A 26,502-nucleotide genomic window follows, 5' to 3' on the forward strand; every position below is an offset into this window, starting at 1 on the left:
GCATGATGTGCGCAGCGGCGCGGCAGGGTCAAGGCGCTGCGCGGCCGCCGGCGTCCGCCGCCACTGCAAGCGGGGCAAGTCCGGCCTGTCCCGGCCATTCGCGCATGAAGGCCAGGCACTCCGACGCCGGCAGTGGCCTGGACAGCAGGTAGCCCTGCACCACGTCGCAACGGTGCTGGCGCAGGAAGGCCAGCTGCTCCGCGGTTTCCACGCCCTCGGCGACCACGCTCAGACCCAGCGAACGCGCCATCGCGATCACGGTGGTGGTGATCGCCGCGTCTTCGCTGTCGCCCGGGCGGCCGAGGTCGTCGATGAAGGCCTTGTCGATCTTGAGCGTGGTGATCGGCAAGCGGCGCAGGTAGGCCAGCGAGGAATAGCCGGTGCCGAAATCGTCGACTGCGATCGACACGCCCATGCGGCGGAAGAACTGCAGGCGCTCGGCAGCAAGCCCGGCCTTGCTCATCAGCACGCTTTCGGTCAGCTCGAGCTCCAGTTGGCCTGGGTCGATGCCGGTTTCGCGCAGGATGCGTTCCACTGCGCGTGGCAGGTCACTGTGCAGCAACTGGGTGGCCGAGACGTTCACCGCCATGCTCATCGCAGTCAGGCCGTCACGTTGCCAGTCGGCCAGCGTAGTGCAGGCCTCGCGCAGCACCCATTCGCCGATGCTCACGATCATCCCGCTTTCCTCCGCAAGCGGAATGAACTGGGCGGGCGAGACGTCGCCGTGCTCGGCGCTGTGCCAGCGCAGCAGCGCTTCCACGCAACGGATGCGGCCATCGGCCAGCGAAAGCTGCGGTTGGTACACCAGGCGCAGTTCGTTGCGCTCGACCGCGCGGCGCAGCGAGGCGATCAGCCCGGCGCGCTGACGCGTGTTGCTGTCCATCGAGTCGGTGTAACGCAGGAAGGTACGGCGGCCGGCGGCCTTGGCCTGGTACATCGCGGTGTCGGCATGCTTGAGCAGGTCGGTAGGCACCTGCGCATGGTCGGGGTACAGGCTGATGCCGATCGATGGCGTGATCACGATTTCCTGGCGGTCGTCGATCAGCAGCGGTTCGTCGAAGGCGTCGATCACCCGTTGCGCGCAGGCGTCGGCTTCGCCGGCATGGGTCAGATCTTCCAGCACCACCGTGAATTCGTCGCCACCGATGCGCGCGACCGTATGCGACGGGCCTATCGCGCGTTGCAGGCGCTGTGCCGCCATGCGCAGGATGCGGTCGCCGGCGGCATGGCCCAGCGAATCGTTGATGTCCTTGAAACGATCCAGGTCGAGGAACAGCAAGGCCACGCAACTACCCTGGCGGCGCGCGCGCACGATGGCCCGCGACAGTCGTTCAGCCAACAGGGTGCGGTTCGGCAGGTTGGTCAAGGTGTCGTAGTTGGCGAGGTAGCGCAGTTCCTGCTCGATGCGGCGACGGTCGGTGATGTCGGCGGCCACCAGCACGAACAGGCGCCGCTGGCTGTCCGGTTCGGTGATTGCGTTGGTCTGCGTGGAGCACAGGAATTCGCGGCCGTCCTTGCGACGCTGCCACATCTCGCCGTTCCAGTGGCCCTGTTCGCGCATCGCCTGCCGCGTCGCTTCGTAGAACGCGGCATCGTGCTGTTCGCTGTTGGTCATTGCGGCATCCCTGCCGACCACGTCCGCCGCTTCGTAGCCGCTGATGCGGGTGAAGGCGGGATTGACCGAGACGAAGCGGAATTCATCGTCGAGCACCACCACCGCTTCGGCCATGTGATGCATGACGTCGGCGGCGATGCGGCGCTCGCGCTCGTGTTCGCGATACGCGCTGACGTCGCGGGCGGTACCGGCGATGCGGGTGATGCGACCCTGGTCGTTGCGCGCCACGGCACGGCCGCGCGCGCGCATCCAGCGCCAGGCACCATCGTCGCCCTGGATGCGATGCTCGGACAGGAACATCGGGGCTTCGCCACGGAGGTAGTCGCGCAAGCGCTGCAGCACCTGGTTGAGGTCGTCCGCATGGATCTGGTGGTCGTCGTCCAGATCCAGGCGCAGGTTGAGGTCGTCGCTGCGGCCCGGTTCGATCTTGATGCTTTCCAGCTCGTGGCGTTCCAGGTCGTACTGCCAGTACAGCTCGTTGGAGGCCCACAACGCCAGCCGCAGTTTTTCCTCGCGTTCGCGCAGGGCGCGCAGGTGTTCGCGCTGTTCGCGTTCACGACGGCGATGCGAGCTCAACAGCACCCCGGCCAGTACCAGTACCAGCAAGGCGAGCAGCAGGGCCATGTAATGCGTAGCCGGCATCCAGCCAGTGTAGGCAAGCGGATGGCCGCTCAACAAGCATCATCTTGACCGCGCGGTGCGATTGCTACACTGCACTCCCCGTATCGAGAGCACGTGCGTGAGCGAAACCAATCTGCCGGGTTGGGCCGATGTCGCCGCAGCCGCGGACCAACTGCACCTGGCGAGCACGCCCGCCGAACTGCACGGCGCATTGTGCGGCTGGCTGGCCGCTGGCGGCGGCGATTCGCGTTCCTGGCCCGCACTGGTGCTGGCCGATCCCATGTTGCCGGCGCCGGCCGATGGCGATGTGCTGGATCGCTTGCGCACGGCCAGCGTGGCGCAGTTGTCCGATGCCGATTTCGGTTTCGAACTGCTGCTGCCGGACGAGGACGACGTGGCCGAACGCGCTGGCGCGATGTTCGCCTGGTGTCGTGCCTTCCTCGGCGGTTTCGGGCTGGCGGTGGGCGAGAAGAAATTGTCGGAGGAGGGCGAGGAAGCGCTGGGCGACATCGCCAACCTGGCCGCCGCGCGTGTCGACGACGTCGATCCGGAGGGCGACGAGGAGTCGCTGACCGAGATCGAGGAATACCTGCGCATGGCGGTGTTGCTGTTGCATGCCGACTGCGCGTTGGGCCCGCAGCACCGGCAGCGCCTGCACTGAGCCGCAATGGCGTCCTGAAATGGCGATTCCCGCAAACGAACGCAAGGCGTTGGCACGCCGCCGCAAGCAGTTGATGCAAGCCGCCGGCGATGGCGCGATCCTGATCCTGCCGGCCGCGCCGGAACGCATCCGCAGCCGCGACACCCACTATCCGTACCGGCAGGATTCCGATTTCTGGTACCTGACCGGCTGCAACGAACCCGAAGCCGTGCTGGTACTGGTGCCCGGCCGCAAGCACGGCGAGGCGATCCTGTTCTGCCGCGAGCGCGACCCGGAACGCGAAGGCTGGGACGGGCCGCGGCTCGGCCCGGAGGGCGCGGTCGATGCGCTGGGCATGGACGATGCCTACCCGATCTCGGACATCGATGACATCCTGCCCGGCCTGCTGGAAGGTCGCCGCCGCGTGCATTACCACCTGGGCCGCGATGCCGAATTCGACCTCAAGCTGATCGGCTGGCTCAACCGCGTGCGCGCGCAGGCGCGGCAGGGTGCGCAGCCGCCGCAGGAGTTCCTCGAGCTCGGCCACCTGCTGGACGAGATGCGGTTGTTCAAGTCCGCCGACGAAGTGAAGCTGATGCAGCGTGCCGCCGACATCAGTGTGCTGGCGCACCGTGCGGCGATGCGCGCCGCGCGCGCAGGCATCCACGAGTACGAACTGCAGGCGGAAGTGGAGCGCGTGTTCCGCATGCACGACGCGCAACCGGCCTATGGCAGCATCGTCGGAGCCGGTGCGAACGCTTGCGTGCTGCATTACCGCGACAACAACGCGAAATCGCGCGATGGCGAGCTGGTGTTGATCGATGCCGGCGCGGAATACCGCAACTATGCGTCGGACATCACCCGCACCTTCCCGGTCAATGGACGCTTCGGCAAGGAGCAGCGCGCCCTGCACGACCTGGTCTGTGCCGCCCAGGCTGCGGCGTTGGCCCAGGCGCTACCGGGCGTGCCGTATGAAGCCGGCCACGAGGCGGCAGTGGCAACACTGAGCGAGGGCCTGCTGTCGCTCGGCTTGTTGAAGGGCACGCTGAAGGTCGCGCTGGCCAACGGCGATTACAAGCGCTTCTACCGGCACAAGACCGGGCACTGGCTGGGGCTGGACGTGCATGACGTGGGCGAATACCGCATCGACGGCGAGTCGCGCCTGCTGGAGCCGGGCATGGTGTTCACCATCGAGCCCGGCCTCTACATTCCGGGCGATGCCGACGTGCCGGCGAAATGGCGCGGCATCGGCATCCGAATCGAAGACGACGTGCTCATCACGCGCACCGGCCACCAGGTGCTGACCGGTGCGCTGGAACGCAGCGCGGATGAAACCGAAGGCCTGATGGCGCAGTAGGCCTTACTCGGCGAAGGCCTCGCGGGTCAGGTTGAGCGGCTCGGCTTCGGTACACACCACGTCATCCTCGATGCGGATACCGCCGTATGGTCTGAATGCATCCACGCGAGCCCAGTCCACCGCATCGACCAGGCCCTTCTGCTTGAGTTCGTCGAGCAGCATGTCGATGAAATAGAGACCCGGTTCGATGGTCACCACCATGCCTGGTTCAAGGGTGCGGGTCAGGCGCAGGTAGGGATGGCCGTCCGGCTTGGCGATGGTGCCGCCGTGGTCGGATTCGGCGAAGCCGGCCACGTCATGCACCTGCAGGCCGATGCCGTGGCCGATCCCGTGCGGGAAGAACGCGCTACTGACACCGGTCTGCACGGCGGCTTCGGGGCTCACCGTGATCACGCCGAAGTCCTTGAGGATCGTCGCCAGAGCCAGGTGCGCATCGAGGTGGATCTGCTTGTAATCGGTGCCGGTGCGCACGGCATCGCACATGGCCAGCTGCGCGGCATCGACCGCGTCGATCATCGCGGCGAATTCATCGGCTTGCGCGGAATAGGTGCGGGTGATGTCGCTGGCGTAGCCATGGAAGCTGGCGCCGGCATCGATCAGGAAGCTGCGCGACTGCTTTGGCGGAAGGCGATCGCGGTCCGTGTAGTGCAGCACGGCAGCATGTTCGTTGAGGCAGACGATGTTGCCGTAGGGCAGGTCGTTGGCGTCCTGCCCGGCGGCCTGGCAGTACGCCAGGTGGATGCCGAATTCGCTGCTGCCGGCGCGGAATGCACGCTCAGCGGCGCGGTGCGCGCGCACGCCGATGCGGCTGGCTTCGCGCATCATCGCCACTTCGTACGGTGTCTTGAACGCGCGCTGGTATTCCAGGTAGGCGACGACGGCTTGCGGGTTGTTCGGCATGTAATCGCCAATCGCGCTTTGCGGCTCGCCGAGGATCGCGCAACGTGCAAGATCCTTCGGCAGGTGCTGCAGCGCTTCTTCCGGCGTGCGGATGATGGCGATGTCGAAATGCTCGACCCAATACCCGCTGGGTGCGGCCGGTATCACGTGCCAGTAGTCGTGCGGTTGCAGGAACACCAGTTTGGGTTTCGCGCCGGGGGTGATCACCAGCCAGCTGCCCGGCGCCTTGGTCACCGGCAGCCAGGCCTTGAACTGCGGGTTCACCGCGTAGGGATAGTCGCGGTCGTCGAACAACTGGTAGTGCAACGTGCCGCTGGGCACCAACAGGTGGTCGAAGCGTCCGCGCTGCAGCGCTTCGGCGGTGCGCGCCTGCAGTTCGGCGATGTGCTGCGGGTACAGGTTGGCGAGGGTCGCGGCGGACATGGCACGTTCCGTGGGCAGGGAACGTGATTTTGACCGATTGCGCGTGTTGCCGCAGGTGCCGTTATTTCGCCCCGGCTTGCGTGGCTTCCGCCCAGCGCCGCAGCCGTTGGGTCGTTTCGGCGGAGAGACCGAGGAAGCGCAGCCCGACCCAGGATTGTCCGGGGGCGCTGGCATCATCGATCCAAAGAACATGCGCACCGACTTCGATCATCTGCGAGCCGCTGTTGTCGGGCAGTGCGAAGCGGAACTGATAAAGCGCGTCGTCCACAAGCGGTTTGCTCGCAATCAGCAATAGCCCGCCGACCGAGAGGTTGCCGATCCGGCCGATGACCTCCTCGGTCATCGTGTTGGTGACCAGAACCGTGCCGCTCATCGGACGACGGGTGGCGCGCCTCGACTCCCTGCTCATGTCCCGTCGCTCCGGCCCGGATCGCTTCCGGCGATCCGGTGCAGATTCGCCAGCATGCCCTGCCAGGCGATTTCGGCAGGTCCGGTGTTGTCGTCAACCACCCGCAAGCCGCCGCGCGCGAACTGGCGCGCCAAGGTATCGAGATCACCCCCCTGCACCCGTTGTCCACGCTTGTTGAGTAGTAGGGTCTGGCCGGTTTTTGTGCTCAGCCAGGCCAGCTTGACCCGACGCAGGGTGTTTTCGGCGGCATCCACGATTTCGATCCAGCTGCCTTCGGGAAGCGCGCACAAGCGCTCCCATGCGGCCTGTTCGGCCGGGGTACGCGGAGCCCGATCCGGCCCGTTCTGCAAGCTGCTCTGTTCACCGAGACGCGCGCGGGATTTCAGTTGCATGATGAGCTCGGTGCGCGAAACCAATGCATTGTCGTCGCTGCGTCCGCTGACCAGCATGCGCGCGATCACCGCCGCATCGTCGTCGTGGTAGCCCACTTGGCCCAGCGTTTCCTGTACATGGCTCAGCAGAACGGGATCGACTTCGTCGGTGCCGCCATTGATGCAGGCATCGACCAGACGGGTGGTGATCGCGCGCTGTTTCCGCCATGCGTCGGAATCCGCGCCGCTGCGCAACAGCGACAAGGTCATTGCATCTGTCCAAGCCTGTTCGAACAAGGTGGCGCTGAACTTCGGAAGCGTGCGCCCTGCCACGATATCCGCGATTTCGTCGTTGGCGTGCAATCGTGCCAGCTCCAGTTTGTCGCGTCCTCGCGCGGCATCGACCTGCCGGCGTTCGGCGATTTCGGTCTTGCGTGCCTGCGATTGCAGGCTGGTCTGCAATGCGTTGTTTGCAGCTGCGAAGGTTTCCGGCCCTGCATCCGGATCCTGCAGCACGGTCTCGACGGCATGTCGCAGCAGGTCGAGCATCGGGGCGTCGAAATCGTCGTCCGCCGACCAGCGTGCGCCGGCAGTGGATACGGCATCGAGCAGCATCCTCGCCGGGTGAGCGGGATCCACGAAGAAGTTGTGGTCACGCAGTGCCAATTGCAGCAAGGGCATCCGCAAGCGCTGAACCAAGGCATCGCCAGGCGTGCCGGGACGCAAGTCGCGACTCAACTGCGAATGGAGCATGTCGAGCAGCTCGAAACTGTCGTCATCGGCCTCGACCAATTTCACGCCGTATCCATGCGCCTGGCGCGCCTGCGCGAGCAGGCTCTGGCGGATATCGGCCACTGCGGTCTGTTTTGGGTTCGCGCCACGCAAGCGCTTCAACGCGCTGAGCACATCGGTTGCCGGGAGTGCTTCGCGTGCGCGCTCGTCCGTGCTGCCCGGCCGCAGTTTCGCCAACAGCGTGCGACGCTTCGCCAACAAGCCTTGCAATGCAATGAAACCGTTACGTGCGGTGGCTGCGAAGCCACTTGCCCCGCCTGCAGGCGAATGGCCATTGCCGGCAAAATTGCCGACGTCGCCGTTCCCCGTGGAGCTGCTGGCACTACTCGTGGCTGCCGCCGCGATCCTGGTGTTCGTGCCGCGTTGGGGGCCGTCGTCGCTGGCGGGGCGAACGCGTACGGGCACGAAACTCAGGTTCGGGAGGACGCCATCGTCCGCTAGCCGGGCGTTCAGCGCCTCCAATAGGGTGCTGTAGTACGCCATCGCGGTCTTGTCGTAGAAGTGATAGAGCGACAGACGCGCTTCCAGCGGAAGGGAAAGCGCAACACAGGCTAGATGCAGCGCATCGCCAAAGGCGTACGGGCCGAAAGGCAAGTGTTCGGCATCGAACGCCGGGGAGCCCGCAAGCACGCCGAAGCGTTGCCCCATCAACTGCAAGGCAAGACTGTTGCGAACCTCATGGCGGGCCGAGAGATCGTAAAGAACGGCATATTCATCTGCGTGTTCGTCGTCGACCAGGCTCAGGCCCTGGTTGGGCGCCTGCAAGGAAGCGATGTCGGGGCGCCTGGACTGCGGATGCAGGCCGGCAAGGTTTTCTTCGATGACGCCAAGAAATTCCGGGGTGAAACGGCTGGCCCCGTCGCGCAGCCTACGCAAAGCCAGCGTGCACAAGTCGCGTACTTGCGGGTTCTGCGCACGTTCGATCTGGCGCGCCAGATCCTGTTCGGCTTCCTGCAGGATCGTCTGCATCTGCCGTTGCAAATCTGTGTTGGCAATGGTCAGCATGTTCTCCAGCGCGCGCTTGACGCGTCGTGGAAAAGTCGCAGACGCAAGCGTCTTCGGGCGCGGACTGAATTGGGTGGAACCGGTTGCAACCATCAGCGTCCCCAACGCGTCGGCGATCCGACTCATGTTATGCGTGAAACGGCGGCGCCTCAATCCACGTGGTTCAGTCCAGGAACAGGCCAATCACGTCGTTGGCGAAGCGGCGGCCGAGTTCAGTTGGCCGTAGCCAGTCTGCATCGGCCTCTAGCCAGCCGCGCTCGCGGGCGATGGCGAGCTTGCCGGCGATGGCATCGCGTGACAGGCCGGTGCGGGCTTCGAACATCGCCATCGGCACGCCCTCGTTCAGGCGCAGCGCGTTGAGCATGAAGTCGAAGGGCAGGCGTTCGGCGGTCAGTATCTCGTCGCCGCCGATCGCCGCGGAAGTGCCGGCTTTCAGCAGGTAGTCGGTCGGGTGCTTGACCTTCCAGCGTCGCAGCACCTGCTGCTGCGCGCCCAGGGTGAGCTTGCCGTGCGCGCCGGCACCGATGCCGAGGTAATCGCCGAAGCGCCAGTAGTTCAGGTTGTGCGCACACTGCCGGCCCTCTCGCGCATAGGCGCTGACTTCGTATTGTGCGAAGCCGGCGTCGGCCAACTGTGCTTGACAGGCTTCCTGCATATCCCAAGCGGCATCGATGTCGGGGATGCCGGCCGGGACGCGCGCGGCGAATACGGTGTTCGGCTCCAGCGTCAGCTGGTAATGGCTGATATGCGTGGGTTGCAGGGCGATGGCGCGTTCCACGTCGTGTTGCGCCATCGCAAGCGTCTGCTCCGGCAGTGCGTACATCAGGTCGAGGTTGAAATTGTCGAAGCCGGCATCCTGCGCGGCTTTCACCGCGCGCTCGGCATCGCCGCTGGTATGGATACGACCGAGGCGCTGCAGGCAGCCGTCGTCGAAGGTCTGCACGCCGAAGCTGAGGCGATTCACGCCGGCCTGGCGATAGCCCGCGAACGGGCCGTGTTCGACGGTGCCGGGATTGGTTTCGAGGGTGATTTCCGCATTCGGCGCGAAGCGCAGGCGCGCGCTGGCCAGTTGCAGGAAGCGATCGATGGCATCAGGTGGGAACAGCGAAGGCGTGCCGCCACCGAAGAACACGGTCTGGATCGTGCGGCCCCACACCTGCGGCAGGTCGAAATCGAGATCGGCGATCAAGGCATCGACATAGGCCTCGAATTGCAGTGCGCCGCGTTGCTCGTGCGAATTGAAATCGCAATACGGGCATTTGCGCACGCACCACGGCAGGTGCACGTACAGCGACAGCGGCGGGGTGGTGAGCATTACGCTTGCAGTGAGCTGCGCAGCTTCGCCAGTGCAAGGCCGCGATGACTGTCGCGGTTCTTCACCTCGGCAGGCAATTCCGCTGCGCTGCAGCTATGCGTGGGCGAGAAAAACACCGGGTCGTAGCCGAAGCCGCCGCTGCCGCGTCGTTCGCGCAGGATGCGGCCGTGCCACACGCCTTCGGCGATCAGCGGTTGCGGATCGTCGGCATCGCGCACCAATGCCAGCACGCAGACGAAGCGCGCGCTGCGTTGTGCATCGTCGGTGCCGTCCAGTTCGCCCAGCAATTTGTCGATATTTGCTTCGTTGTTGCCGTGGGTCCCGGCATAGCGCGCCGAATACAGGCCGGGTGCGCCGTGCAACGCGTCCACGCACAGGCCGGAATCGTCGCCCAATGCGGGCAGGCCGGTCGCGCGTGCCGCGTGGCGGGCCTTGAGGATGGCGTTCTCGATGAAGCTCAGTCCGGTTTCCTCCGCATCGGCCACGCCGAATTCGGATTGCACGTGCAGGTCGAAGCCATCGCCCAGCAGATCGCGCAGTTCGACAAGCTTGCCGGCATTGCTGCTGGCCAACACCAGCTTCATGCGATGGCCAGCGCGGCCTGCTGCGCGGCGAACAGTTCGCCGCAGCCCTTCTCGGCCAGCGCCAGCAGGGCGTCGAGTTCGTCGCGACGGAACGCATGGCCTTCGGCAGTGCCCTGCAGCTCGATGAAGCCACCGCCGTCGTTCATCACCACGTTCATGTCGGTGTCGCAATCGCTGTCTTCGGCATAGTCGAGGTCGAGCACCGGGGTGCCGCGATAGATGCCGGCCGAGACCGCGGCGACCGCGCCGAACACCGGGTTCTTGGCGATGTCCTTCTTCGCCTGCAGCCAGCGCACGGCATCGACCAGCGCCACATAGGCGCCGGTGATCGCCGCGGTGCGGGTGCCGCCATCGGCTTGCAATACGTCGCAATCCAGGGTGATGGTGCGCTCGCCCAGCGCGGCACGATCCACGCAAGCCCGCAGCGAGCGGCCGATCAGGCGCTGGATTTCCAGCGTGCGCCCGCCCTGCTTGCCGCGCGCGGCCTCGCGGTCGTTACGGGTGTTGGTCGAACGCGGCAACATGCCGTATTCGGCGGTGACCCAGCCTTCGCCCTTGCCGCGCAGGAAGCCGGGCACGCGGTTCTCCACGCTGGCGGTGCACAGCACGCGGGTATCGCCGAACGCCACCAGCACCGAACCTTCGGCGTGCTTGGTGAAGTTGCGGGTGATCGACACGGCGCGCATTTGATCGGGCGTGCGACCGCTGGGGCGGGAGAAGGACATGGGAAAACCAACATTCAATGGAGCGCTAGATTACCATTCGCCTCCCGCAGGCCCTGGATTCCGCATGATCCGCAGCATGACCGCCTTCGCCTCCGGCGAGCGCGCCACCGAATGGGGGACGCTTGGTTGCGAGTTGCGCGCGGTGAACCATCGCTTCCTCGAACTCGGGCTGCGCCTGCCCGAGGAACTGCGCGCCTATGAGCCGCTGCTGCGCGAACGCATCGCCTCGCGCGTATCGCGCGGCAAGCTGGACTTGGCGATGCGCCTGCGCGCGCCGGAATCCGAAGGCGGCCTGCACCTGAACGATGCGATGGTCGAGGAGCTGTCGAAGCTCAACATCGGCCTGAGCGCGCGTTTCCCCGGCCTGCGCACCAGCCTGACCGAGTTGCTGCAGTACCCGGGCGTGCTGCAAGGCCGCGGCGTGGATGCCGAGGCGATGCAGCGCGAAGTGCTGGCCTTGCTGGATGCGGTGCTCGACGACTTCCTGGCCGCGCGCGAACGCGAAGGTGGCAAGCTGGCGGTGGTGATCGGCGAGCGCGCCGAGGCCATTGCCGGAATTGCTGCCGAGGTGCGCACGCTGGTGCCGCAGATCCGCGCCGGCCAGCGGCAGAAGCTGGAAGCGCGCCTGGCCGATCTGTCGCAACCGGCCGATCCGGGCCGTGTCGAACAGGAATTGGTGATCTGGCTGCAGAAACTCGACGTCGATGAAGAGCTCGACCGCCTCGACAGCCACCTGTCGGAACTGCGCCGCGTGCTGAAGCAGAAGGAGCCGGTCGGCCGTCGCCTCGATTTCCTGCTGCAGGAGTTCAACCGCGAGGCGAATACGCTGGGCAGCAAGTCGGTGGATGCGCGCACCAGCAACGCGGCGGTCGAGCTGAAGGTGTTGATCGACCAGATCCGCGAGCAGATCCAGAACATTGAGTAGTCTGAGCAGTCAAGGCAGCGAGCAACCCATGCGCGGAACCCTCTACATCGTTGCAGCGCCCTCCGGCGCCGGCAAATCCAGCATCGTCAACGCGGTGCTGGCGCGCGATCGCAACATCAGCCTGTCGATCTCGTTCACCTCGCGCCAGCCGCGCCCGGGCGAGCGCCATGCCGAGCATTACCACTTCGTCGGCGCGGCCGAATTCGAGGCGATGGTCGCGGCCGGGGACTTCTTCGAGCACGCATTGGTGCATGGCGACTGGAAGGGCACCGCGCGGCAGTCGGTGGAACCGCAGTTGATGGCCGGGCGCGACGTGCTGCTGGAAATCGACTGGCAGGGCGCGCGCCAGGTGCGCCACAGGATCCCGGATGCGGTCAGCGTGTTCATCCTGCCGCCCTCGCGCGCGGCGCTGGAGGAGCGCATGCGCAAGCGCGGGCAGGACAGCGAGGAGGTCATCGCCCAGCGCCTGGCAGCCGCACGCGACGAGATGAGTCATTACGGCGAATTCGACTACGTGATCGTCAACGAGCACTTCGAGACCGCGGTGGACGAGATGTGCAGCATCTTCGTCGCCAGCCGGCTGCGGAAGGATGCGCAGGTGGCGCGGCATTCGCGGCTGATCACCTCGCTGCTGGTCGATGATCCGAATCGGCCCGGTTGACCGCCCTAAGTTTTTGATTTTCAAGGCCGAGGCTTGCGATTCAGGCCATCTGTGGCTATAATTCCCGCCCCCTTGAACCACTTCAGCGGCCAACAGGTCGCAGGACAGATATGGCCCGTATTACCGTCGAAGATTGCCTGGAAGTGGTCGATAACCGCTTCGAGCTCGTGATGATGGCCGCCAAGCGCGCCCGCCAGCTGGCCGGCGGCGTGGAGCCGAAGCTGGACAACAGCGAAGCCAACGACAAGCCCACCGTGCTCGCCCTGCGCGAGATCGCCGCGCGCGAGATCGACACCGGCTACATCGACGCCGTCGAGAAGTCCGAGCGCGAGCGCAAGGAGCGCGAGGCGCTGGAATGGGCCGCCGCCGAAGTGGTGGCCGGCGACGACGACATGAAGGGCGACGACTGATCGGTTCCAGTCGATGCTGCGCGCTTCGGAGACGGCCCTGCGGGGCCGTTTCGCGTTTTGCGGGGAATCGTTTGCGGGCTCGCGGCGGGGCGGTTAGGCTCGGGCCATGACCCCCGGCGAACCTGCCCTTGCGCTGCCCAATCTGCCCGTGCCCGATGAGGACGCGGTACCGGATTACGTGCAGGCATTGGAGCGCGCCGCGGACTATTTGCCGGAGGCGCAGCGCGCGCAATTGAGGCGGGCCTGGGCGGTCGGCGCGGCGGCGCATGTCGGGCAGATGCGTAAGTCCGGCGAACCCTACATCACCCATCCCGTGGCGGTGGCGCAGGTGCTGGCCGAGCAGGGACTGGATGTCGAAACCCTGATCGCGGCAATCCTGCACGACACCATCGAGGACACGCCGCTGACCCGTGGCGACATCGCCCAGCAGTTCGGCGAAACCGTGGCCGAACTGGTCGATGGCGTCACCAAGCTGGACAAGCTGCACTTCGCCGACCGCCAGGAAGCCGCCGCGGAAAGCTTCCGCAAGATGCTGCTGGCGATGTCGCGCGACCTGCGGGTGATCCTGATCAAGCTGGCCGACCGCCTGCACAACATGCGCACGCTTGGCGCGCAGTCGGCGGAGGCGCGCCGCCGCATCGCCAACGAAACCCTCGATATCTACGCGCCGATCGCCCAGCGCCTGGGCATGAACCTGATCAAGTCCGAACTGCAGGACCTGGGCTTCCGCGCCTTGCATCCGTGGCGGCACGCGGTGATCGAGAAGCGCATCCGCAGCCAGCCGCTGGTGCGGCGCGAGGCGCTGGCCAAGATCGAGGCGCAGCTGGCGCAGAAGTTGGCGATGGAGAACATCGACCACCGGTTGGTCGGACGGGTCAAGACGCCGTGGAGCATCTATACCAAGATGCGCGCCGAGCATCGCAGCTTTGCCCAGGTGATGGATGTGTTCGGTTACCGCGTCGTGGTCGATTCGGTGGCGGAGTGCTACCACGCGCTGGGCGTTGCGCATTCGGTCTACAAGCCGCTGGATGGTCGCTTCCGAGACTTCATCGCCATTCCCAAGGCGAACGGCTACCAATCCCTGCACACGGTGCTGTTCGGCCCATACGGATCCCCGATCGAAGTACAGATCCGCACCCGCGAGATGGACCTAGTGGCCGAACGTGGCGTCGCCGCACATTGGGCCTACAAGCACGGCGAGGACTCGGGCAATAGCGCGCAGACCCGGGCATCGGCATGGATCGCCAACCTGGTCGAAAGCCAGCGCGGTACGGGCTCGTCGCTGGAGTTCCTGGAAAACGTCAAAGTCGACCTGTTCCCGGACGAGGTCTACCTGTTCACGCCGAAAGGCGACATCCTCGCGCTTCCGCGCAATTCCACTGCGCTCGACTTCGCCTACGCAGTGCATACGGACGTGGGCAACCATGCGGTGGCCGCGCGCGTGGACAAGAAGCTGGCGCCGCTGCGCGCCAAGCTGGTCAGCGGGCAGAACGTGGAGATCATCACTGCAAAATCGGCCGCGCCGGCGCCGCAATGGCTGGAATTCGTGGTGTCCGGCAAGGCGCGCACGGCGATTCGCCACCAGCTCAAGCACCTCGAGCACGAGGATGCGGTGCAGCTCGGGCACCGCATGTTGGACCGCGCGCTGGGCACGCAGGGTACTTCGCTCGACCGCTTGCCGCCGGCGAGGCTCGATGCCTATCTCGCCGAGAACCGCTATCCACGGCTGGAGGCGCTGCTGGCCGACATCGCCCTGGGCAATCGCATGCCGGGGCAGGTCGCACAATCCCTGTCCACGCAGGAACAAGAGCCTGACCTGCTGAAGCCGGCACAGGCCGCGCCCCAGGAACGCATCCTGATCACTGGCGCCGAACGTGGCGTGATCAGCTTTGCGCAGTGCTGCATGCCGATCCCGGGCGACGAGATCATGGGTTACCACACGACGGGCAGGGGCATCGTGGTGCATCGCCTCGAATGCCCGAATGTGGCCGAATACCGCAAATCGCCGGAGCGCTGGGTACAGATCGGCTGGGATCGGCAGGTCAGCGGCGATTTCGATGCTGCGCTTCGCATCGAGGTGGACAATCGCCCCGGCGTGCTGGCCCAGGTCGCGGCCTCGATCGCCCATGCGGAATCCAATATCGACCGTGTCGAATACCTGGAGCGCGACACCCGCATCGCCGCGATCCGCTTCGCCATCGAGGTCACCGATCGCAAGCACCTGGCGGAAGTGATCCGTCGCATCCGCCGCTTGAACGTGGTGCATGGGGTGCAGCGCATCTAGCGCCGTTACACTGGCATCCCCGAACCGCGCGTCGAGAATGCCATGCCCCGCACCGCCATCCACAGCGACCATGCACCCGCCGCCATCGGCCCGTATTCGCAGGCCACCCGCGCCGGCAACACGGTGTTCTTCAGCGGCCAGATTCCGCTGGATCCGGCCACCGGCAACTTGGTCGAAGGCGATATCGCAGTGCAGGCGCGTCGTGCATTCGACAACCTGAAGGCGGTCTGTGAAGCCGCTGGCGGCACGATGGACGATATCGCCCGCGTTGGCCTGTATCTCACCGACCTGTCGCAGTTCGCCGCGGTCAACGCGGTGATGGCCGAGTACTTCGCCGCGCCGTATCCGGCACGCTCCACCATCGAAGTTCCCGCATTGCCGAAGGGCGCGGTGTTCGAAGTGGACGCGATGATGGTGCTGTCCTGATTCGTGGCGCGTAGCGCACGCCCCGCGCCTGCGCTGGCAGCGTCCGGCAGTGCGCCATTGTCGGCATTGGCCGGCGTTGGCCCGGCGATGGCGGAAAAACTCGCCGCGCGCGGCCTGCTCACGTTGCAGGACTTGTGGCTCCACTTGCCGCGGCAGTACGAGGATCGTACCGCGCTGACGCCGATCCGCCTGCTGCAGCCCGGCGTGGCCGCCCAGGTGGAAGGCAAGGTCGAAGCGGTGGAGCGTGGCTTCCGCTATCGGCCGATGCTGCGGGTGGCGATCTCGGACGATTCGCGCGGCACCATCGTGCTGCGTTTCTTCCATTTTCGTGCGCAGCAGGTGGCGCAGTTCGCGCCCGGCGTGCGTGTGCGTGCCTACGGCACCCCGCGACCTGGCCAGCATGGGTTGGAGATGGTGCATCCCAGTTATCGCGTGCTTGGCGAAGGCGAACACGCCTTGGGCGAAGCGCTGGATCCGGTGTATCCGGAGATCGAGGGCATCGGCCCGGCCAACTTGCGCAAATTGATCGGGCTGGCGCTGGAGCGGCTACCCGATGCGGAGACACTGGAGCTGCTGCCGCCCGACGCACGGGAAACATTGCAGTTGCCCGGCTTGCGCGAGGCGCTGTTGACCCTGCACCGCCCGCCGCGCGATGCCGATGTCGTCGCCTTGCAGACCGGCCTGCACCCCGCGCAGCGCCGGCTCGCGCTGGAGGAACTGCTGGCGCACCAGCTGAGCTTGCGTCGCCAGCGCATCGCCCTGCAGGAACAAGGTGCACAACCGCTACGCGGCAAAGGCAAGCTGGTTGCGCTCCTGCGCAAATCGCTGCCGTTCGCGCTGACCGGCGCGCAGGAACGCGTGTACGCGCAGGTGCGCGAAGACCTGTCGCAACCCAAGCCGATGCTGCGCCTGGTGCAGGGCGACGTGGGCAGCGGCAAGACCGTGGTCGCGGCAATGGCGGCATTACTGGCGGTCGAGTCCGGCAGGCAGGCGGCGCTGATGGCGCCGACCGAACTGCTGGCGGAACAACACCTGGCCAACTTGCGCGGCTGGTTGGAACCGCTGGATGTACGCGTGTGTTGGCTCGCCGGCAAGGTCACCGGCAAGGCGCGCGCCAAGGCGCTGGACGAAGTGGCTTCGGGCGCGGCGCAAGTCGTGGTCGGCACCCACGCATTGATGCAGGAAGGCGTCGCTTTCCATGATCTGGCGCTTGCCATCGTCGATGAACAGCATCGTTTCGGCGTGCACCAGCGCCTGGCCTTGCGCGACAAGGGCCAGCGCGGTGCGATTCCGCATCAATTGGTGATGACCGCCACGCCGATCCCGCGCACGCTGGCGATGAGCGCGTATGCGGATCTCGACGTGTCCGCCATCGACGAACTGCCGCCGGGGCGCACGCCAGTGACGACGATTGCACTTGCCGCCGAACGCCGCCCGGAGCTGATCGAACGCATCCGTGCCGCCTTTGCCGAAGGCCGGCAGGCGTATTGGGTATGCACGCTGATCGACGATTCGGATGAAGTGGTCGCGCAGGCCGCGCAGTCCACCTTCGAGGCGCTGACGCTGGCGTTGCCCGAAGTGCGGATCGGCTTGGTGCACGGTCGGCAGAAGGCCGCGGAAAAGCAGGCGACGATGCGCGCGTTCAAGCAGGGCGAACTCGGCCTGCTGGTGGCGACCACGGTGATCGAGGTCGGCGTGGATGTGCCGAATGCTTCGCTGATGGTGATCGAGAACGCGGAGCGCCTTGGTCTTGCCCAACTGCACCAGCTGCGAGGACGAGTGGGGCGCGGCAGTGCGGCCTCGAGTTGCGTGTTGCTGTACCAGTCGCCGCTGTCGGCGATGGCGCGCGAGCGGTTGGATACGCTCCGTCGCAGCAACGACGGTTTCGAGATCGCCGAAAAGGACCTGCAACTGCGCGGCCCCGGCGAGTTGCTGGGCACCCGCCAGACGGGCATGGCCGCGTTCCGCCTGGCCGATCTGTCGCGTGATGCCGATCTGCTGCCACGCGTGCATGCATTGGCCGACCAGCTGCTGCAGGCGTCGCCGGACACCGCCGATGCCATCGTCCAGCGCTGGGTCGGTGGCGCGGCGCGCTACGCATCGGCATGACGAACCGATTTGGAACGAACCGATTTAGAATCGGTCGATGACGAACGAACGCATTCCCCTGCTGATCGATACCGACCCCGGCGTGGACGACGCGCTGGCCTTGTTGATGGCTTTCAACGACACGCGCCACGAAGTGGTCGGCCTGACCATCGCCGCCGGCAACGTGGGGCTCGGCCACACCGTCGCCAACGCGCTGAAGCTGTGCGAAGTCTGCAACGTGGACGTGCCGGTGTTTTCCGGTGCGGCCGATCCGCTCCTGCACCCGGCCGCGGATGCGGCGTATGTGCACGGCCGCGATGGTTTCGGCGATACCGGCTACACGAAGGCCGCGCGCACGGCCGAAGCCGAACATGCCGCGCTGGCGATCCTGCGCCTCTCGCACGAACACGCCGGCAAGCTGTTGCTGGTGGCGCTGGGCCCGCTGACCAACGTGGCGCTGGCGCTGAAGCTGGATCCGACCCTGCCGCAGCGGATCGCGCGCTGCGTGGTGATGGGCGGAGCGGTCAGCGCGCACGGCAACATCACCGCCGCGGCCGAATTCAATATCGCCTTCGACCCGGAGGCGGCGCATATCGTCTTCACGGCGTTCCCGGACATCGACGTGGCCGACTGGGAAGCGGTGGTCGCGCACGGGTTCCTGCATGCGGACGTGGAGCGCTGGCTGGCGGCGGATTCGCCGCGCGCCGGGTTCTATGCCGGGATTTCCGCCCACACCCGCGCCTGGTCGCGGGAGGGGCGCGGCGAGCGCTGGCACGCCGCCGACGCACTGGCGATGGCCTTCGCGCTGGAGCCGGAAGGTGCGCTGGAAGTGCTGGAGCGCCCGCTGGTCGTCGAGTTGGAGGGTCGCCATAGCCGTGGTGCCACCATCGTCGACTGGAACCGCCAGCACGGTCGGCCGGACAACGCCGCCATCCTCATGCGCTACGACCAGGCCCGCTTCGAAGGCCTGTTGCAACGGGCGTTGGCCGCGGGTTGATCAGGCTTGCACGGGCGGGATGAGGCCGCTATAATGCGCGGCTCTGTCCCGCTCCAACTCAGGTTTAAGGCCATGAAAGACGGCATCCACCCCGAATACCGCGACGTCGTCTTCCAGGACGTGACCTCGGACTTCAAGATCCTGACCCGTTCGACCCTCTCCTCCAAGGAGACGGTGAAGTGGGAAGACGGCAACGAATACCCGCTGGTCAAGATCGAAGTCTCGTCGTCCTCGCACCCGTTCTACACCGGTCAGAACAAGCTGATCGACACCAGCGGCCGCGTCGACAAGTTCCGCAAGCGCTACGCCAAGTAAGCGCCCGCGCGATCGTTTTCCGGACGGCCACCCTTGCGGTGGCCGTTTCGTTTTTCCCGCCGTCACTGTCCCGGCTCTTCGACCATTGTCCGAGTCCGGGCTCGGTTCGCCCTGTGCGATAATTTGCGTTTCCCATGCGCTGCCGCATGGCCCCACGGGCCGGCACGGCGCGGAAACCCCCACAGGAGTGCGACGTGTCCCAACTTGAGCAGATCACCCTGAGCGCAGGCGACAAATCGGTTGCCATGCCTGTGCTGCAGCCCGTCCTGGGCCAGCCCTGCATCGATATCGCCAAGCTGCCGAAGGAAACCGGCTGCTTCACCTACGACCCCGGCTTCGGCGCCACCGCGTCCTGCAAGTCCGCGATCACCTACATCGACGGCGATGCCGGCGTACTGCTGTATCGCGGTTACCCGATCGAGCAGCTGGCGGAGAAGTCGCGCTTCATCGAGGTCGCCTACCTGTTGATGCACGGCGAACTGCCGGATCCGGCGCAGCTGGCCAAGTTCGAGGACGAGGTCACCCATCACTCGATGATGCATGAGGCCTTCCGCACCTTCCTGTACGGCTTCCGCCACGACGCGCACCCGATGGCGATGATGACCGGCATGCTGGGTTCGCTGGCGAGCTTCTACCACAACGACCTGAACCTGGAAGATCCGGAACAGCGCCGCATGGCCGCGATCCGCCTGATCGCCAAGGTGCCGACGATCGCCGCCGCCTGCTATCGCTATTCGATCGGCTGGCCGATCCGCTATCCGCGCAACAACCTCGAATACACCACGCGCTTCCTGCACATGATGAAGGAAGTGCCCAGCGAGCCGCTGGAGCTGAACCCGATTGCCGCCAAGGCGATGGACCTGTTGTTCATCCTGCACGCCGACCACGAGCAGAACGCGTCGACCTCGACCGTGCGCCTGGTCGGTTCGACCGGCGCCAACCCGTACGTGAGCGTGGCCGCCGGCGTGGCTGCGTTGTGGGGCCCGGCGCACGGCGGCGCCAACGAGGCGGTGCTGAAGATGCTCGCCGAGATCGGCAAGCCGGAGAACGTGAAGTCCGCGGTCGACAAGGCCAAGGACAAGGAATCCGGCTTCCGCCTGATGGGCTTCGGCCACCGCGTGTACAAGAACTACGATCCGCGCGCGGCGCTGGTGCGCAAGATGACCCACGAAGTGCTGGGCGCGCTCAACGTCAACGATCCGCTGCTGGAAGTGGCGTTGCGCCTGGAAGAGGCCGCGTTGAAGGACGACTACTTCGTCCAGCGCAAGCTCTACCCGAATGTCGATTTCTACAGCGGCATCATCTACAAGGCGCTGGGCATCCCCACCGACATGTTCACCGTGATGTTCGCCATCGCCCGCACTGCCGGCTGGGTCAGCCACTGGCTGGAGCAGCAGGAAGATCCGGAAAACCGCATCGGCCGTCCGCGCCAGATCTACACCGGCCACGCCAACCGCGACTACGTGCCGATGGACAAGCGCTGAGTTTCAGCAACATCGGTCGATCAGGAACGCCCCGCATTGCGGGGCGTTTTCGTTGGCGGCATCGCAGCGTCCGTTTTCCCGCAGCCTGCGTACGAACATGGACATTCGGCAATGTTGCCGAAGGCTGGCGGCAAGGTCGCTATGCGCATGCTGTCTCCCACAGGCACGGACCATCCCGATCCGTCGCCTGAACCAAGGGAGCATCCCATGCGTAAACCGATCACATCGATGGTGCTGGCGTTGGCAATGGCGATGGCCGGACTGTCCGCATACGCGGCCACGCCGCAGGCCGCGGCTTCGCAGCCGGCGCTCAACAAGCCGGCTGCGACGGCGCCGGCAAGCGCGTCCAAGACTGCCGTCAAGAAGTCCGTTGCCGTTGCATCCACCACGCGTTGCCGCGACGCCAAGGGCAAGTTCGAGCCTTGCGCGGTACCGGCGAAGAAGCAGACCTGCCGCGACAGCAAGGGCCGCTTCGCATCCTGCAAGAGTTGAGCCGTATCGTTCGTCGCGTTCGATCCCCCACCCTGAATCACGAGGCTTGCCATGAAGACTTCCATCGCGTTGCTGTCCCTTGCCCTGCTGGCCACCACCGGCGTCGCGTCCGCCCAGGACACGGCTGCTGCCAAGCCTGCAACGGCGTCCGCTACCAAGGCGCCTGCCAAGGCCAAGCATCATTCGTGGCGCCATTCGGCCAAGGCGAAGACGGCCAAGGCCGGTAATGCGGCTCCCGCCAAGACCAATTGATCCCGCGCCCTCGCAACGTTTCCCCGTCGTGCCCGTCCCGCTGCCTGTCTGGCGGGGCGGGTGCTTTTTTAACCTGCAGGCAGGCGCCGATTGCGCCAGACTTCGCGCATGAGTGATTGCCGGAACGACGCATGCGTGTGTTGATCGTCGAGGACGACCCGCAGACGGCCGCCTACCTGCGCAAGGGCCTGCAGGAAGATGGTCACGTCGTGGATCACGCCGACAACGGTCGCGATGGCCTGTTCCTGGCCAGCACTGAGCCTTACGACGCCATCGTGCTGGATCGCATGCTGCCCGGCCTGGACGGGCTGGCCGTGCTGCGGACGCTGCGTGGCGCCGGCAACGCCACGCCGGTGTTGCTGCTGACGGCACTGGGCGATGTCGAGCATCGTGTCGAAGGGTTGCGCGCCGGCAGCGACGACTACCTCACCAAACCCTTCGCCTACGCCGAACTGAGCGCGCGGCTGGACGGCATCGCGCGCCGCGGCAATGTCGCGGCCGTGGCGCCCGCAAGACTGGAGGTCGAGGATCTGGCGCTGGACCTGGCACGGCGCGATGCGAGCCGTGGCGGCCGGCGCATCGCGCTGCAGCCGCGCGAATTCCGCCTGCTCGAATACCTGATGCGGCATGCGGGCCGCGCGGTAACGCGGACCATGTTGCTGGAAGCGGTCTGGGACTATCACTTCGATCCGCAGACCAACGTGATCGACGTCCACGTCAGCCGCCTGCGACAGAAGATCGATCACGGCTTCGAGCGACCGTTGCTGCATACGGTACGTGGCGTGGGCTACAGGTTGGGGGAATAGTGGGGGGCATCTGGCCACGCCTGCATTCCACCAGCGCGCGGCTGGTGCTGGTGGTCGCGGTGGCGTTCCTCGTCGCATTCCTGCTGCTTGGCGCTGGCGTGTATGGGGGCGTTCTGGCCAGCCTGGATCGCGATACCCGCGAATTCGTGCGCTCGGATGTGGACGACCTGTTGGCGCTGGAGCGCAATGCCGGCCGTCGCGCGCTGCTGGGCGAGATCGATACCCGCGCGCACGATCCGGATCGCAACGACTTGCTCTACGCGGCATTCGACCATGGAGGTCGGCGCACCGCCGGGTTGTCGCTGGCGATGCGCTCGCCTCCCCGCGATGGATGGCGAACATTCCGCGACACCAGCGTGCCGGATCGGCCGCGCGTCATCGCCTTGATGGTGCCTCTTGCCGATGGCGGGCACCTGTTGGCCGGCATGCGAACCCGTGCCGAAGATGGATTCCTGGCCTCGATGCAGCGGGCGGCCTTGCTGGCGGTCTTGCTGGCCGCGCTCTGTGGATTGCTGGTTGGCTGGCTGACCTCGCGTTGGGTGGGGGCTCGCTTGGCACGCCTGGACGACGCCACCCGCCGCATCACCGAAGGCGAGTTGGCCCTGCGCGTTCCGGTCGACGGTACCGGCGACCCGTTCGACCGGATTGGTGCGCGCTTGAACGCGATGCTCGACCGCATCGATTCCCTGGCCGATGGCGTCCGCCACGCCACCGACCACATCGCCCACGACCTGCGCACGCCATTGGCGCGCATGCGCAACCGGCTGGAGAGCTTGCGCGACGATCCCGGCATCGATGCGAAGGGTCGTGCGGGGCTGGACACGGCGTTGACGGAATCCGACCAGATGTTGCAGACCTTTTCGGCACTGTTGCGCTTGTCCAGGATCGAAGCACAAACAGCCGAAACCGGGCTGCCGCTCGATCTGGCACGGATCGTCGCCGATGCGCTGGAACTGTACGCGCCGGTCGCGGCGGAGCAAGGCATGCAGCTATCCGAGCGTATCGCGCCGGCGCCGATGCGTGGTGATGCCGATCAGTTGTTCCAGGTCGTGGTGAACCTGCTCGACAACGCCGTGCGCCATGCACGTGCGGGCGGCGAGATCGCGGTGTCCATCGATCAGGATGCGGATAGCGTGATGCTGGAGGTGGCCGATCGCGGCCCGGGCGTGCCGGTTGCGGCTGTCGGCCGGATATTCGACCGTTTCGAGCGGCTGGAACCGAGCCGTGGCACGCCCGGCAACGGACTGGGCCTGAGCCTGGTGCGGGCGATCGTGATCCGCCATGGCGGACGCATCGAGCTGGAGGATAACCAGCCGGGGTTGCGGGTTCGCCTGCGATTCCCGGCGGCAGCCGAGGGTCAGTCCGAAGCTTCGTAGCCGGCAATCTCGTCTTCGGCCAGCAGCATCCGCAGTTGCGAAACCGAGGCACGCCGCATCGGCTTCTCGTCGATGCCGGACAGTGGCGCCTGGCGCAACACGTCGGCTGGCAACACGGTCACGTCGAAACTCAGGTTCTCGGTGGAAAACAGCCAGACTGGGAAATCGCCTTCGCGCTCGCGATCCAGCCGCAGATGGCGGCTGCGCGATTCCGCAGGCACGCCGTGTTCCTCGAAGTGGCGCGACACCGCATCGGCATCGTCGCTATGCAGGTGCAGGGCGACCGCGGTGTTGGCGTCGGCGGTGCCTTCCAGTACCGGGCCGACCAGACGCGGCTCGAAGTCGCTGAAGAATTCCAGTGCACGCATCGCGGCTTCGCGGCGGCGGCGGACTTCGGCGGTCTGGTCGCTGCCCAGGAACAGGCGCTGGTATTCGCGCAGGGCATCCTCGATCTCGCGGTTGCGCGGCAGCGAGGCATCGTCATGGATGCCTAGCCGCTGCGCGGCCTTGAGCTTGGCCTGGTGATAGTCGCGGATGCCGCCTTCGGCCATCAGCCTGGCGGCTTCGGAGGCGAGGTGCTGGCGTCGTTCGCGGGTACGGGTTTGCGCATGGGTATGCGCGTGCAGCTTGGCGTGCTGGCGGCTGTTCGGCATCGCGTATCCCCGGTACGGCCTGTGCCGACTGTACCGGAGCGCGCCGAAGCGCGCATCAAGGCTTTTTCGCGGGCCTCAGAAGATGTCGAAGGCTTCCTCGGCCGGCTCGGTGTTTTCCTCCGGCGTGATGTCCATCTCGCTTTGCATGCGCTCCTGGTCTTCCACCTTCAACCATTCGACTGCACCGTTGGCCTTGACCTGCACCATGCCCTCCGGCGGATCCAGGTTGCGCGCGGGCTGGTCCTTGAGCGCGACTTTCATGTAGTTGATCCAGATCGGCAGTGCGGCCTTGCCGCCGTATTCGCGGTAGCCCAACGACTTGAAGTCGTCGCGGCCCACCCAGACGGTGGTGACGTACGGGCCACCAAAGCCCGAGAACCAAGCATCACGGTGGTCGTTGGTGGAGCCGGTCTTGCCGCCCACATCGTCGCGCCCCAGCACCTTGGCGTCGGTCGCAGTGCCGCGCTGGACCACGTCGCGCATCATCGATTGCAGCTGCCAGGCCACGCGCGGGTCGATCGCGCGCGGCGCCACCACCAAGGTCGGGTCGACGTCCTTGGCCGGCTTCGGTTTCGATGTGGTGGCGGTTGCCGGCTTGCCGGCGTCGGCGGCGACATTGGCCGCAGCGCCGGCCGGGCCGAAATCGAAACCATCAACCTTGGTCTGCGCCACCGTCGTGGCCGGCTGCCCGGGCGCCTGTACGACCGCGCAGTACGGGCAGGCGGTCGGTGGCTTCTCCTTGAACAGCTCCTTGCCGTCGCGGTCGCGCACGCTGTCGATGAACCAGGGCGTGACCAGGAAGCCGCCATTGGCGAAGGCGGTGTAACCACGTGCGACCGACAGCGGGGTCAGCGAGGCGGTACCCAGCGACATCGACAGGTTGGGTGGCAGGCTTTTTTCGTCGAAGCCGAAATGGCTGATGTAGCGACGCGCGTAGTCGACGCCGATGGCATCCAGCAGTCGCACCGAGACCAGGTTGCGCGATTGCACCAGCGCTTCGCGGACCCGCATCGGGCCGGCGAAATTTCCGCTGTCGTTCTGCGGACGCCAGATGTGCCCAACGCGATCCTTGAATACCACGGGTGCGTCCAGCACGATCGAGGCCGGGTTGAAACCGCGCTCGAACGCCGCCGCATACAGGAACGGCTTGAAACTGGAGCCGGGTTGGCGCTTGGCCTGCGTCGCGCGGTTGAACTTGTTGCCGGCATAGCTGAAGCCGCCGACCAGCGCGCGTACGGCGCCGTTGTCGGCATCCAGCGAGACCAGCGCGGTTTGCGCGCGCGGGAGTTGGTCGATCACCCAGGCCGGCGCTGCTTCCGGCTTGTCGGCATTGCCGCGGCGCAAGCGCACCACATCGCCACGCTGGGCGACGGAAGCGCCACTTTTGCCGGTCCAGCCGGTGGCGGCGCTGCCCAGGCTGAGCTCGCTGCCATCGGCCAGCACGACCTGCAAGTTGCCACCATCGCTACCCGTCACGACTGCCGGCAACAGGCCGCCTTGCGTCGGTGTGTTGCGCAGCAGGCGGCCGATGGTCTTGTTGTCCGCACCCGCCGGGATTTCCACCTGCTGCTCGGGCTTCCGCCAGCCATGGCGGTGGTCGTACACGCGCATGCCCTGGATCACGGCCTGATCCGCCGCGGCCTGCAGGCCGGGGTCGATGGTGGTGGTGACGTGGTAGCCCTTGCTGAGCACGTCCTCGCCAAAACGGGCAATCATCTCCTGACGCACCATTTCCGCCACGTAGGGCGCATAGACCTCGATCTGGCGTTCGTGCGGTGTGGCGTGCATGGGCGCGGCCTTGGCGGCTTCGGCCTCGGCGGCGCTGACGTAACCCAGCATGGCCATGCGTGGCAGGATGTAATGGTCGCGACGCTCGCGGTTGCGCGTCGGGTTGTCCAGCGGATTGCCGCTGGACGGGAACTTGGGTGTGCCGGCGAGGGTGGCGGCTTCGTCCAGGGTCAGCTCGCCAAGCTTCTTGCCGTAGTAGAACTCCGCTGCCGCAGCCACGCCGTAGGCGCGGTTGCCGAAGAAGCTCTTGTTGAGGTACAGGCCGAGGATCTCGTCCTTGCTCAACTCGCGTTCCATCTTCATCGCCAGCAGCATTTCACGCAGCTTGCGGGTGTAGCTGACCTCGGTGCTCAGGAAGAACTGACGGGCGACCTGCTGGGTGATGGTGGAGCCGCCCGGCACGTTCTTGCTGCCGGTGGTCAGCACCAGCCAGATCGCGCGTCCGGTGCCTTTGTAGTCCACACCGTGATGCTGGTAGAAACGATCGTCTTCGGCTGCCAGGAACGCATGCTTCACGCGGTCGGGAACCGCCTTGATGTCCACCGGGTAGCGGCGCATTTCCCCGAACAGTCCCATCAGTCGGCCGTCGTTGGCATAGACATACATGGGCTCCTGCAGTTCGGTGGTGCGCAGGGTCTGCACGTCCGGCAGGCGTGAAGAAATGCTCATCACCAGAAGTGTGATGGCGATCACACCGATGACGGCAAGCGTGGCGCCGCCCAGCAAAATCAGGCGCAGGGTGCGGGGGATGCGGGGCATCGACACGGAATCCGATTGCGGGTTTGATG

The 26,502-nt window shown here is 66.0% G+C and carries 24 protein-coding genes; 15 read left to right on the plus strand and 9 right to left on the minus strand.

From position 1 onward, the window contains the following. Window positions 1-28: 28 nt before the first annotated feature. Window positions 29-2,257, minus strand: coding sequence for a GGDEF domain-containing phosphodiesterase (locus G7079_RS03560; RefSeq protein WP_166055625.1), 2,229 nt, complete (start codon window positions 2,255-2,257; stop codon window positions 29-31). Between the two features lie 97 nt (window positions 2,258-2,354). On the opposite strand from G7079_RS03560, the gene G7079_RS03565 reads away from it, so the two are divergent. Together G7079_RS03565 and G7079_RS03570 are read left to right on the plus strand one after the other, a co-directional pair. Continuing rightward, entirely contained in the window at window positions 2,355-2,897 is a 543-nt protein-coding gene (locus G7079_RS03565; RefSeq protein ID WP_240906232.1) for a UPF0149 family protein, read from the plus strand. Window positions 2,898-2,916: 19 nt separating this feature from the next. After that, window positions 2,917-4,233: an aminopeptidase P N-terminal domain-containing protein gene (locus tag G7079_RS03570; protein WP_166055627.1), complete on the plus strand. Its 1,317-nt coding sequence runs from the start codon at window positions 2,917-2,919 to the stop codon at window positions 4,231-4,233. Window positions 4,234-4,236: 3 nt separating this feature from the next. On the opposite strand, the gene pepQ is transcribed toward G7079_RS03570, so the two are convergent. The 6 genes from pepQ to rph form a co-directional block, all read right to left on the minus strand. Next, the gene (gene pepQ / locus G7079_RS03575) at window positions 4,237-5,556 is read right to left on the minus strand and encodes a Xaa-Pro dipeptidase (RefSeq protein ID WP_166055629.1); all 1,320 of its coding nucleotides are present in this window, start codon (window positions 5,554-5,556) and stop codon (window positions 4,237-4,239) included. A 61-nt stretch (window positions 5,557-5,617) separates the two neighbouring features. Further along, a complete protein-coding gene (locus G7079_RS03580) occupies window positions 5,618-5,965 on the minus strand; it encodes a PilZ domain-containing protein (RefSeq protein WP_166055631.1) in 348 nt (115 codons plus the stop codon). Next, the gene (locus G7079_RS03585; protein WP_166055632.1) at window positions 5,962-8,259 is read right to left on the minus strand and encodes a DUF1631 family protein; all 2,298 of its coding nucleotides are present in this window, start codon (window positions 8,257-8,259) and stop codon (window positions 5,962-5,964) included. Before G7079_RS03585 ends, G7079_RS03580 begins: the two co-directional genes overlap by 4 nt. Window positions 8,260-8,296: 37 nt before the next feature. Then, a complete protein-coding gene (gene hemW, locus G7079_RS03590; protein WP_166055634.1) occupies window positions 8,297-9,448 on the minus strand; it encodes a radical SAM family heme chaperone HemW in 1,152 nt (383 codons plus the stop codon). Continuing rightward, on the minus strand, window positions 9,448-10,032 hold the full coding sequence (gene rdgB / locus G7079_RS03595) for an RdgB/HAM1 family non-canonical purine NTP pyrophosphatase (protein WP_166055636.1): 585 nt from the start codon (window positions 10,030-10,032) through the stop codon (window positions 9,448-9,450). Before rdgB ends, hemW begins: the two co-directional genes overlap by 1 nt. After that, on the minus strand, window positions 10,029-10,757 hold the full coding sequence (gene rph / locus G7079_RS03600) for a ribonuclease PH (RefSeq protein ID WP_166055638.1): 729 nt from the start codon (window positions 10,755-10,757) through the stop codon (window positions 10,029-10,031). The genes rdgB and rph overlap by 4 nt, the downstream gene beginning before the upstream one ends. 64 nt (window positions 10,758-10,821) lie before the next feature. On the opposite strand from rph, the gene G7079_RS03605 reads away from it, so the two are divergent. The 13 genes from G7079_RS03605 (at window position 10,822) to G7079_RS03665 (ending at window position 23,273) form a co-directional block, all read left to right on the plus strand. Next, the gene (locus G7079_RS03605) at window positions 10,822-11,682 is read left to right on the plus strand and encodes a YicC/YloC family endoribonuclease (protein ID WP_166055640.1); all 861 of its coding nucleotides are present in this window, start codon (window positions 10,822-10,824) and stop codon (window positions 11,680-11,682) included. A gap of 28 nt (window positions 11,683-11,710) precedes the next feature. Next, window positions 11,711-12,343, plus strand: coding sequence for a guanylate kinase (gmk, locus tag G7079_RS03610; protein ID WP_166055642.1), 633 nt, complete (start codon window positions 11,711-11,713; stop codon window positions 12,341-12,343). Window positions 12,344-12,453: 110 nt separating this feature from the next. After that, the gene (rpoZ, locus tag G7079_RS03615; RefSeq protein ID WP_166055644.1) at window positions 12,454-12,753 is read left to right on the plus strand and encodes a DNA-directed RNA polymerase subunit omega; all 300 of its coding nucleotides are present in this window, start codon (window positions 12,454-12,456) and stop codon (window positions 12,751-12,753) included. A 106-nt stretch (window positions 12,754-12,859) separates the two neighbouring features. Continuing rightward, on the plus strand, window positions 12,860-15,037 hold the full coding sequence (locus G7079_RS03620; protein WP_166055646.1) for a bifunctional (p)ppGpp synthetase/guanosine-3',5'-bis(diphosphate) 3'-pyrophosphohydrolase: 2,178 nt from the start codon (window positions 12,860-12,862) through the stop codon (window positions 15,035-15,037). Between the two features lie 42 nt (window positions 15,038-15,079). Beyond that, the gene (locus G7079_RS03625; RefSeq protein WP_166055647.1) at window positions 15,080-15,463 is read left to right on the plus strand and encodes a RidA family protein; all 384 of its coding nucleotides are present in this window, start codon (window positions 15,080-15,082) and stop codon (window positions 15,461-15,463) included. Window positions 15,464-15,466: 3 nt separating this feature from the next. After that, entirely contained in the window at window positions 15,467-17,572 is a 2,106-nt protein-coding gene (gene recG / locus G7079_RS03630) for an ATP-dependent DNA helicase RecG (RefSeq protein WP_166055649.1), read from the plus strand. Between the two features lie 37 nt (window positions 17,573-17,609). Continuing rightward, window positions 17,610-18,548, plus strand: coding sequence for a nucleoside hydrolase (locus G7079_RS03635; RefSeq protein WP_166055651.1), 939 nt, complete (start codon window positions 17,610-17,612; stop codon window positions 18,546-18,548). Between the two features lie 72 nt (window positions 18,549-18,620). After that, the gene (locus G7079_RS03640) at window positions 18,621-18,863 is read left to right on the plus strand and encodes a type B 50S ribosomal protein L31 (RefSeq protein WP_166055653.1); all 243 of its coding nucleotides are present in this window, start codon (window positions 18,621-18,623) and stop codon (window positions 18,861-18,863) included. A 194-nt stretch (window positions 18,864-19,057) separates the two neighbouring features. Beyond that, window positions 19,058-20,347, plus strand: a complete 1,290-nt coding sequence (locus G7079_RS03645; protein ID WP_166055655.1) for a citrate synthase — start codon at window positions 19,058-19,060, stop codon at window positions 20,345-20,347. Between the two features lie 207 nt (window positions 20,348-20,554). Further along, a complete protein-coding gene (locus tag G7079_RS03650; protein ID WP_166054339.1) occupies window positions 20,555-20,839 on the plus strand; it encodes a hypothetical protein in 285 nt (94 codons plus the stop codon). Between the two features lie 51 nt (window positions 20,840-20,890). Further along, window positions 20,891-21,091, plus strand: a complete 201-nt coding sequence (locus G7079_RS03655; protein ID WP_166055657.1) for a hypothetical protein — start codon at window positions 20,891-20,893, stop codon at window positions 21,089-21,091. Window positions 21,092-21,222: 131 nt separating this feature from the next. Next, window positions 21,223-21,897: a response regulator transcription factor gene (locus tag G7079_RS03660; protein WP_166055659.1), complete on the plus strand. Its 675-nt coding sequence runs from the start codon at window positions 21,223-21,225 to the stop codon at window positions 21,895-21,897. Further along, window positions 21,897-23,273, plus strand: coding sequence for a HAMP domain-containing sensor histidine kinase (locus G7079_RS03665; protein ID WP_166055661.1), 1,377 nt, complete (start codon window positions 21,897-21,899; stop codon window positions 23,271-23,273). Before G7079_RS03660 ends, G7079_RS03665 begins: the two co-directional genes overlap by 1 nt. On the opposite strand, the gene G7079_RS03670 is transcribed toward G7079_RS03665, so the two are convergent. Both G7079_RS03670 and G7079_RS03675 read right to left on the minus strand, forming a co-directional pair. Beyond that, a complete protein-coding gene (locus G7079_RS03670) occupies window positions 23,255-23,926 on the minus strand; it encodes a hypothetical protein (protein WP_166055663.1) in 672 nt (223 codons plus the stop codon). The two genes, G7079_RS03665 and G7079_RS03670, sit on opposite strands and share 19 nt — an antisense overlap. Before the next feature lie 75 nt (window positions 23,927-24,001). Beyond that, the gene (locus tag G7079_RS03675) at window positions 24,002-26,473 is read right to left on the minus strand and encodes a penicillin-binding protein 1A (protein WP_166055665.1); all 2,472 of its coding nucleotides are present in this window, start codon (window positions 26,471-26,473) and stop codon (window positions 24,002-24,004) included. Window positions 26,474-26,502 lie beyond the last annotated feature (29 nt).

The sequence above is a fragment of the Thermomonas sp. HDW16 genome (genome assembly GCF_011302915.1).
Classification (GTDB): domain Bacteria; phylum Pseudomonadota; class Gammaproteobacteria; order Xanthomonadales; family Xanthomonadaceae; genus Thermomonas.